This window comes from Streptomyces sp. NPDC001156 (assembly GCF_053598275.1).
In genome coordinates, this window is sequence record NZ_JBSFJX010000287.1 from 1 (window position 1) to 8,413 (window position 8,413).

Genomic DNA, 8,413 nt, shown 5'->3' on the forward strand with positions numbered 1-8,413 from the left:
CGGACCTGGTTCCGGAACGTGTTGAACGGCGAGCACAGCGACGTGCACTGGCCCCGAAGCGACGGCGGCGCTTTCGACGTCGACACCGCAGACCCCTCCGAGGCGTTCGCGATCTGGCACGAGGAGTGCGCCCGATCCCGCGACATCGTGGATGCCGCCGAGTCCTGTACTGTTCGGAAATTCATCGTTGCTGCTCGGAGTGGGTCTGGCGCGCTGTGAGGGGTTGCTGGAACCCTGTGCGGGTGATCGTCTCACTGGTGTACCAGGTGACTCGGAAGCTGCTCTCCGTCCCGGCGGTGCTGCTGCGCCGGGACGCGACCAAGGACGCAGAACTGTTGGTTCTCCGGCACGAGAACGCGGTGCTGCGCAGGCAACTTTCGGGCCCGCTGCGGTATGAGCTGGCCGATCGAGTGTGGTTCGCAGCGCTGTCCTCGCTGGTTCCCCGGCGCCGGTGGGCGCAGGTGTTCCCGGTGACGCCCGCGACCCTGCTCGCATGGCACCGCAGGCTGATCGCCAGGAAGTGGGACTACAGCAAGCGCCACAGCAAGCCCGGCAGGCCGCCGACCGCAAGCGCGGTGAAGGCGCTGGTGCTGCGCCTGGCCAAGGAGAATCCGGGTTGGGGCTGTCGACGGATCCAGGGCGAACTCGTACGCCTCGGGCATCCGGTCGGCTCGACGACGGTCTGGGAGATCCTCACCGCGGCGGGCATCGATCCCGCGCCACGCCGAAGGGGCCCGACGTGGCGCGAGTTCCTGACCGCGCAAGCCGAGGGCGTCATGGCCTGCGACTTCGTCCACATCGACCTGGTCGACCTGCGGCGGGTAGACGCGCTGGTGTTCCTCGAACACGGCACACGTCGGCTGCACATCGCGGGAGTGACCGCGCATCCCACCGGATCCTGGACGGTGCAGCAGGCGAGAAACCTCACCGTCGAGTTGGGCATGCGGGTCGGCTCGCTGCGTTTCCTGCTCCGCGACCGGGATGCGAAGTACACCAAGTCCTTCGATGCGGTCTTCGCGGCCGACGGCATCGAGGTTGTGAGGACCGCGCCGCGAGCTCCTCGGATGAACGCGCACTGTGAACGGGTCATAGGAACCCTGCGGCGCGAGGTGCTCGACCACCTGTTGGTCTGGAACGAGTCCCATGTCCGGCAGGTCCTTGATGCCTATGCCCGGCACTACAACCGCCATCGTCCGCATCAGGCTCGGGGGCAACTCCCGCCCCTCGCCCAGCAGCACCCTCTGCCTGTGGCCAACTTGACCCCTGATCGGCTCATACGCACCCGAGTGCTGGGCGGCGTGATCAGCGAGTACAGATACGTGGCTTGACCAGCGGCGACGAGTTTCCGAACGGCACAGGCCGTCGGACAGGCCCCGGGCGGAAAGTGGGACGCGCCGACCTGGCTGGTGGTCAACCTCCGGCACATCCCGATCCTCGCCCAGGCGGCCGTGGTCCTCGACGGCGAGCGGGCCCCCGAGCCGCCGGCGGCGCTACGCAGCTCGCCCTCGCCGGTCAGCTTGATCCCGTCGGCCTTCGCCCGGTCCACCAGCCGGCCGATCAGCTGGTCGGCCAGCGCATCCGGCTTCATCCCTGCCGGCTGCGCTTCCTCTACGGCCTCAGCCGACACAGTCACGTCTGTCATCGGGTGTTACTTCATGTTCGAAGATCCACCGCTGACCGTTCAGACCCCTCGTCCGCGCCGCGGCCGAACCAGTTCCACCCGGCGACACCACCCCGCTATAGTGATGCTATGGCGGAGACGACGACGATCCAAACCACAAAAGCGGCCCGGGACCGGCTGCGGAAGCTGGCTGCCGAGCGGGGCTTGACGATGGGCGAGCTGATCGAGGAGCTGGCCGGCGCGACGCCGACCGCGGAGGAGCTGGAGGCGCGCGCCCAGCGGGCCAAGGCCGACCTCGAGACGACGCTCGGCGTCACGGTGACCGCCGAAGACGAGGCCGCGGGCAAGGCGCTGTGGGACCGCATCGCCGCGCACCAGGACGGCGGACAGCGGGGCGCGGCTGCGTGAGCACCGCCGTCGTCCTGGACCACACCGCACTGCTGGCCCTGCACAAGGCCCATCCCGTGCTGCTCGGCCTGTACGTCGAAGCCGGCCGCGGGCAGGGGAGCCTGCACGTGCCCGCGCTGTCGCTGTACGCCGCCGAGCGCGAGAAGCGCGGCGTCGGCGCCTACGTCGGCGCCCGCGAGCTGTTCGTCATCGAGCCCTTCGACCCCGACAGCGCCGTCGCTGCTGGGGCAGTGGCCGCCGACTGGCGGATCGGCCACGCCGTAACCATGGCCCTACCCTCGGCCGCATGGCCGCACGGCCGCCCCGTGCTGTCGCTGCAACCCGAGCTGTACGACAACACCCCGATCACCCCACTCGACCCCGGCCCATCCGCATAACGAGATCGAGGAGCAGATACGCGCACTCCCGGCCGAAGCGGTGAATGAGCACGATCCGGCCGAGCTGGTCGGCGTCTCCTTGTGCGTGCCGAGAATCACGTCCGTGCAGGTCAAGCGGCGTGTTGGTACTCGTGGACCACTCCGCCGAGGCGGTCGTGTCGGCGTATGTCAAGGCGGGCGATCTTGTGCCGTTCGGAAACTCGTCGCTGCTGGTCAGGCCGCATATCTGTACTCGTTGATCACGCCGCCGAGTATTCGGGTGCGTAGGAGTCGAGGCGCGGCCAGGTCGGTCGGGTGCGCTGGGTGCTCGTGGGCGAGGGGTGGGAGTTGCCCCCGGGCCTGGTGCGGGCGATGGCTGTTGTAGTGCCGGGCGTAGGCGTCCACGAGCTGTCGGGCGTGGGCCTCGCTCCAGATCAACAGGTGGTCGAGGGCCTCGCGCCGTAGGGTGCCGATGACCCGTTCGCAGTGCGCGTTCATCCGGGGGGCGCGCGGCGCGGTCCGCAGGACCTCGATGCCGTCGGCTGCGAAGACCGCGTCGAAGGACTCGGTGTACTTCGCGTCCCGCTCGCGGAGAAGGAAGCGCAGCGAGTCGACCCGCACGCCCAGCTCGACGGCGAGGTTTCTTGCCTGCTGCATCGTCCAGGCCCCTGTGGGACGGGCGGTTACGCCGGCGATGTGGAGTCGGCGTGTACCGTGCTCGAGGAAGACCAAGGCGTACACCCGGCGCAGATCGACCAGGTCGATGTGGACGAAGTCGCAGGCGATGATGCCTTGGGCCTGCGCGGTCAGGAACTCGCGCCACGTCGGCCCGTCGCGGCGCGGGGCCGGATCGATGCCGGCCACCGTCAAGATCTCCCAGACCGTCGTGGCGCCGATCGAAATGCCCCAGACGAACGAGTTCACCTTGGATCCGACGGCAGCCCCACCGCGGATTCTCCTCGGCCAGCCGCAGCACCAACGCCTTCACCGCGCACGGTCGGCGGCCTGCCCGGCCTGCTCCGGCGCTTGCTGAAGTCCCCCTTCCTGGCGATCAGCCTGCGGTGCCACGCCAGCACGGTCGCGGGCGTCGCCGGGAACACGCGCGCCCACCGACGCCGCGGGATCAGCGCAGACAACGCCGCGAACCACAGCCGGTCCGCCGACTCGTATCGCACCGATCCCTTGATCTGCCTGCGCAGCACCGCGTTCTCATGCCGGAGAACCAACAGTTCTGCGTCCTTGGTCGCGTCCCGGCGCAGCAGCACCGCCGGGACGGAGAGCAGCTTCCGCGTCACCTGGTACACCAGTGAGACGATCACCCGCACAGGGTTCCAGGAGCCCATCGTGGCGTGCCAGACCCGCTCCGAGCAGCAGCGATGAGTTTCCGAACGGCACAGGTACACGCCGCGCAGGTTCGTCGGCGGTTGGAGGCCTGGCTGCTGCACGGCGTAGAAGCCCGTGTCGGCGTTCTGCCACACGTCCAGGCTCGCGCCCGGGATCGGCTGTCCGTTCTCGTCCGTACTGGCACACGCAGGCCGGCCGATCACCGGCGGCCAAGGTGGAACTGCGCCGGCAGGCCGCTCTCGGAAGGAAGAGGTGTCGTGAACGATCACCTAACCGAGCGTCAGGAACGAATCCTGAAGTGCATCAGGGACTGGATCGCCGAGTACGGAGAGACACCCTCGGTGCGGGAGATCGGTCAAATCGTTGGCCTATCGAGCAAGTCGTCCGTGGCTTACCAGCTCGACAGGATGGAACAGCTTGGGGCCATCGACCGGAGCGTGCGCCGCGGTAGAGGCCGAGGCATCTCGCTGCCACGATAGATGGAGCGGCGGGGTTTCCCGACAGTGGTCCGAGCCGCCTCAGGTACAGACCCGGTCAGCTGCGCCAATGCGTCCGACACACCTCCGACACAGTCTGTGTCGCTGGCGCCCTTCGATGGACATCGCCGCAGGTCAGAGAGCTATGCGGAGTGATCGACGCATTCACTCCGGAGCCGTGTGCGCAGGTTCGAATCCTGCCGGGGGCACAGAAGCCGGAACAGCGTGATCAAGCCGCTGACCAGCCGAAGTGTCAGATAAACAAAGAGCCGGACCTAGTCTCGCTGGGTCTGGCTCTTTGTCGTTCTCACTCACGGGTCCCGAGTGAGGGGCGAGTGACTTCTCGCCCCCTGAGCGCCCTCCGTGCGCCTGCCTGGTTGTCAGTGCGGGCAGCTACCTTCTTGGCCCGCCGCAGCGAGGGCAGAGGAACCATGGCGAAGGTACTCAGCACGAAGAAGACGGAGCGGGCAAGGGGCAACGCGTTCAAGACGACCCTGGAGGCTGCCGACCACATCGTCCAGGAGATCGACGGAGGCAACGACTACGGCGAGGACTGCTACCTGAGCTTCACCTTGGTCGCCGAACGGGTGACTTAAAGAGCGTTTTGTCCTGGCGGAAGTGTTTGGCAATGCAGCGCTGCCGTGGATGATGACGGGGTGTTGGTCCAGGTAGAAGCAGTGCGACTTGCCTACGGGGCTCGCATTCGAGCCGCGGGCGTTGACGCCACACCAGCCTCAGGCAGGCCACCGCGGCCGGGCTGGTCGTCGCGGGAGGGCTTGCGGGCTGGGAGTCTGCCGTGCAGGAGGAGGCTGACGATCTGGTCTATCACTGCCTCGGCGGGCGGTTCGCGGCTCACCGCGGCCAGGTAGACGATAGTTCCGGAATAGATGTCGACCATCAGCGACGTGTCGGTGTCTAGCGGTAGCCGGCCTTCGAGGCGGGCCCGCTCCAGCAGTTCCACGACCGACGCGCGGCGCGGTTCGATGAGGTCGGCGAAGGCTCCGGTACCCGTGGGATCCTCGATCACATCGGCGAGCAGCGCCGGGAGGATCAGGCAGGTGGGCATGGCGGAGACGAGATCGATGGTGAGCCGGACGGCGGTGCGTAGGTCGGCTTCCAGATCGCCGGTTGCATGGATGGGAGGAAGTGGGACGTCACCGCTGAGGGCCTCGATCACGAGCGCTGCCTTGTTCGGCCACCACCGATAGATCGTCGCCTTGCTGACTCCGGCCCGCCGTGCGACGCCTTCGAAGGAAAGTCGCTGATATCCGACCTCGCTGAGCAGGTCTTTCGTGGCACGGACCACGGCTTCGTGAGACTCCCTGCGCCGCCGCCTGGAGCGAGGCGCGATGCAGTTGCGCTGGTCGGCGTGCTCAGGAGCCGAAGGGTCTTGCCGGCCGTTGCGCTGCTTGGGAGTTCCCACCGTGAGCCTCCCTGGTGAGCCACTGACGCGCACCCGTTGACTTTGCCCGAGAAGTGACCCTATTTTGGCGGTACGAGGCGTTTCGTATCATTAGAAGTCCTCTTGTACTCAATAGTAAGATCCCGCGAGCCCCACGGGAAAGCGCTGCGACGCACACTCCCGACGGGTGGATCATCGTGCACCAGACCTGCGCGCAGGATCTGGTGCGTCGAGGCGTCCTCTTTGGACGCCGGAGATCTTTTTCTCGACCCCCAGAAGGGGGCATCATCATGCGTGCGAACAGGACCAGGATTCGGCGCATGGCCGTTGTGGTCTGCACGGCGCCCATCCTCGCCGTCGCGGCCGGTGCCGGCGCTGTCAGCGCGGCCGCTTCCACCCCATCGTCCTCCGTCGCCTCCGTCTCCTCCCACGACGGCGGCTGGGGCTGGGGAGACGGCGGCTGGGGCTGGGGAGACGGCGGCTGGGGCTGGGGTGACCACGGCGGCTACGGCGGCTACGGCGGCTATTACCACTGAGCTTTAGCACAGTGAGTTACCGATCAACAGCCGACAGTGTGTGAGTGCTGCCTCCGGATGCCCGGGCTTCTGGGGCATCCGGACCCTTCTTGAGTGGCAGGCGTCCCTCCGGCCGACAGTCGGGGCGGTGAGTAGCGGTGAGAGTCGTGTGCGTCGGTGCGGGGCCCGCGGGGTTGTACTTCGCGATCTCGGCCAAGTTGCGCGATGCCGGACACGAGGTCACCGTGTTGGAGCGCGATCCGTCGGCGGCTACCTACGGCTGGGGTGTCGTGTACTGGGACGACCTGCTGGACGTCCTCTACTGTAACGATCCCGAAAGTGCGCGAGAGATCGCCGCGAGGTCCGTGCTGTGGCAGGACCAGGAAGTGCGCGTGCACGGCCTCAACGGCGAGCAGACGGCCTACTTCGGAGGTTACGGCTACAGCATTGGCCGATCGGCCCTGCTCGACATCCTGGCGCGCCGTGCCTCACAGCTCGGCGTCGACGTCCAGTACGGCCATCACGTTGCGGAGCCCTCGGCGCTTCCCCAGGCGGACCTTGTCGTTGCCGCCGACGGCGCGAACAGCCGGATCCGGGGCCATCACAAGGAATTCGGCACGCGCGTCGAGGTCGGTCTCAATCCCTACATCTGGCTCGGCACGGAACAGCCGTTTCGCAGTTTCGTGTTCAGCTTCGAGCGGACATCCGCCGGATGGATCTGGTTTCATGCCTATCCCTCGGTCGCGGGAATCAGCACCTGCATCGTCGAATGCTCACCGCAAACCTGGAAAGCTCTCGGACTCGACCTGCTCGGCGACGATGAGGGAGTGCAGCTGCTGGAGGGCATCTTCAAACGCGCGCTCGACGGCCACCGCCTGATCAGCCAATCACGGGGTGCACCGGCGCATTGGCAGCGCTTCGCGCACGTGACGAACGACAGCTGGTACGACGGCACGACGGTGCTGGTCGGCGACGCCGCCCACACCACCCACTTCACGCTGGGGTCAGGCACCAGACTGGCGATCATCGACGCAGTCGTCCTCGCCCACAGCCTGCGCGAGTACCTGGACGTCCAGGGCGCGCTGCGGGAGTACGACCTCCATCGCCGCGCGGAACTCCATCCGGTGCAGGCAGCAGCCCGTACGAGCATGGCGTGGTTCGAGCACGTGGACCAGTACCTCGACCGCGATGCGGTCGCCTTCGCGCACGCCATGTCGGTACGCCACGCCGGTCAGAGCCCCTGGCACCACCAACTCCACCTCGCCACCCAGATCACCGCCGTACGCGGAGCACGGCGCGCCTTCGCCACTGGCCGACGCTGGTACCTCGCCCGCCGACGAGGCGAGTACACGGGAGCGCGGCAGCGGCCTTGGAGCGGCGACGAGCGATCGGCGGGCGGCGGGTCCCTGCGGAGCGTCTCAGCATCCCGTCCCGGCGCACCCGGTAACTGAGCGGGCCGCCCCGAGAGGACCGACAGAGCAGGTTCATGGTGTGCGTAGCGTGGGTAACTGCGAAAGGAAGTAGCCCCGCGAACCGGTCGCCGACATACTGGAATTCAGCGCCGCGTTCCCGGTGACCGGGCCCGTACCCAGTTAGGGACGGGCGGGCAGGCCGTGAGCGTGCGTCCCGATGATGTCCATGACCGGGGCGAAAAGGAAGAACAGCCCGAGCAGCGTGAGCCCGATCCAGGCAGTGGTGCGGGCTTTCGATGGCGTCGGTGCCGCCATGGCTTCCCCCTTGCAGGTGACCGCCCGGCCCAGGCAGCAGGGGCATAGGTACGCAGAGCATGCCGCGCCTGCGCGCCCATGAGAAGGCGTCAGACGCTGAGCGCGTGACCGCCGCGCGCCCGGAGGAGGGACGGGTGCGTATGCGAGGGACGTCCTGACATCCACAGATGACATCAACAGCAGCGGACGAGCCCACATCGCCGCGACCGCGTATGGCCCTTGCGGCGTGGAGGGAAGGCGTCCAGCCAGAGTCGAGACACGCACTGAATCGAACTCCTAAAGCGGGTGTCGCTGTCGCAGGTTCGGTCCGCCTCCCCGCCTGGGCCCACACGCTCGGCGTGTTGATCAATCCCACAATCAGGATCGTGGTCTGAGCGCCCATCAGCGGGGCGGAGTCAGGCCACCCGGGTCCCACTGAGCCTTTCCCGGTAACCGGTCGTCGCTCGCTGTGATCACTGGGCTGTGCTGCGCCGCTGCCGTCGCCAAGTCCGCGCAGCCGTAAGGCCCCTGGTAGGAACGATCTTGCGACAGAAAGATCCGACCGAGGGGCCTCACGTGCCGACC

General features: G+C 67.5%; 9 protein-coding genes and 3 pseudogenes. 8 read left to right on the forward strand and 4 right to left on the reverse strand.

The annotated features are described in order from the left end of the window. Together ACWDA7_RS47615 and ACWDA7_RS47620 are read left to right on the forward strand one after the other, a co-directional pair. A pseudogene (locus tag ACWDA7_RS47615) lies at positions 1-219 on the forward strand (hypothetical protein); the annotation flags it as partial. 23 nt (positions 220-242) lie between these two features. Continuing rightward, positions 243-1,328 carry an integrase core domain-containing protein gene (locus ACWDA7_RS47620; protein WP_450613788.1) on the forward strand — a complete coding sequence of 362 codons (1,086 nt, stop codon included), beginning with the start codon at positions 243-245 and terminating at the stop codon, positions 1,326-1,328. A gap of 167 nt (positions 1,329-1,495) precedes the next feature. Here the strand turns inward: ACWDA7_RS47620 and ACWDA7_RS47625 are convergent. Then, positions 1,496-1,642 (reverse strand): annotated as a pseudogene (locus tag ACWDA7_RS47625) (IS256 family transposase); the annotation flags it as partial. A 108-nt stretch (positions 1,643-1,750) separates the two neighbouring features. On the opposite strand from ACWDA7_RS47625, the gene ACWDA7_RS47630 reads away from it, so the two are divergent. Beyond that, positions 1,751-2,029, forward strand: coding sequence for a hypothetical protein (locus ACWDA7_RS47630; protein ID WP_450613790.1), 279 nt, complete (start codon positions 1,751-1,753; stop codon positions 2,027-2,029). Next, positions 2,026-2,406, forward strand: a complete 381-nt coding sequence (locus ACWDA7_RS47635) for a PIN domain-containing protein (RefSeq protein ID WP_450613792.1) — start codon at positions 2,026-2,028, stop codon at positions 2,404-2,406. Before ACWDA7_RS47630 ends, ACWDA7_RS47635 begins: the two co-directional genes overlap by 4 nt. Before the next feature lie 213 nt (positions 2,407-2,619). On the opposite strand, the pseudogene ACWDA7_RS47640 reads toward ACWDA7_RS47635, so the two are convergent. Beyond that, positions 2,620-3,704, reverse strand: a pseudogene (locus ACWDA7_RS47640) (integrase core domain-containing protein). Positions 3,705-3,761: 57 nt separating this feature from the next. Between ACWDA7_RS47640 and ACWDA7_RS47645 the strand changes: the two are divergent. Together ACWDA7_RS47645 and ACWDA7_RS47650 are read left to right on the forward strand one after the other, a co-directional pair. Next, entirely contained in the window at positions 3,762-4,208 is a 447-nt protein-coding gene (locus tag ACWDA7_RS47645; RefSeq protein ID WP_450613802.1) for a LexA family protein, read from the forward strand. A 428-nt stretch (positions 4,209-4,636) separates the two neighbouring features. Then, positions 4,637-4,801, forward strand: coding sequence for a hypothetical protein (locus ACWDA7_RS47650; protein WP_450613794.1), 165 nt, complete (start codon positions 4,637-4,639; stop codon positions 4,799-4,801). Between the two features lie 92 nt (positions 4,802-4,893). Here the strand turns inward: ACWDA7_RS47650 and ACWDA7_RS47655 are convergent, their stop codons facing one another. Next, on the reverse strand, positions 4,894-5,511 hold the full coding sequence (locus ACWDA7_RS47655) for a TetR/AcrR family transcriptional regulator (RefSeq protein WP_450613795.1): 618 nt from the start codon (positions 5,509-5,511) through the stop codon (positions 4,894-4,896). 416 nt (positions 5,512-5,927) lie between these two features. Between ACWDA7_RS47655 and ACWDA7_RS47660 the strand changes: the two genes are divergently transcribed. Next, entirely contained in the window at positions 5,928-6,143 is a 216-nt protein-coding gene (locus ACWDA7_RS47660) for a hypothetical protein (protein WP_450613797.1), read from the forward strand. 137 nt (positions 6,144-6,280) lie between these two features. Next, the gene (locus ACWDA7_RS47665; RefSeq protein ID WP_450613799.1) at positions 6,281-7,573 is read left to right on the forward strand and encodes an FAD-dependent monooxygenase; all 1,293 of its coding nucleotides are present in this window, start codon (positions 6,281-6,283) and stop codon (positions 7,571-7,573) included. 141 nt (positions 7,574-7,714) lie between these two features. Here ACWDA7_RS47665 and ACWDA7_RS47670 read toward each other — a convergent pair whose 3' ends face one another. Then, complete coding sequence (locus tag ACWDA7_RS47670) at positions 7,715-7,849, reverse strand: hypothetical protein (RefSeq protein ID WP_450613801.1); 135 nt, start codon at positions 7,847-7,849, stop codon at positions 7,715-7,717. Positions 7,850-8,413 lie beyond the last annotated feature (564 nt).

Excerpts from the sequence above, each read along its gene's own strand:
- ACWDA7_RS47630 (WP_450613790.1), top strand. The coding sequence starts at position 1,751 with ATGGCGGAGACGACGACGATCCAAACCACAAAAGCGGCCCGGGACCGG.
- ACWDA7_RS47645 (WP_450613802.1), top strand. The coding sequence starts at position 3,762 with ATGAGTTTCCGAACGGCACAGGTACACGCCGCGCAGGTTCGTCGGCGG.
- ACWDA7_RS47650 (WP_450613794.1), top strand. The coding sequence starts at position 4,637 with ATGGCGAAGGTACTCAGCACGAAGAAGACGGAGCGGGCAAGGGGCAAC.
- ACWDA7_RS47660 (WP_450613797.1), top strand. The coding sequence starts at position 5,928 with ATGGCCGTTGTGGTCTGCACGGCGCCCATCCTCGCCGTCGCGGCCGGT.
- ACWDA7_RS47670 (WP_450613801.1), bottom strand. The coding sequence starts at position 7,849 with ATGGCGGCACCGACGCCATCGAAAGCCCGCACCACTGCCTGGATCGGG.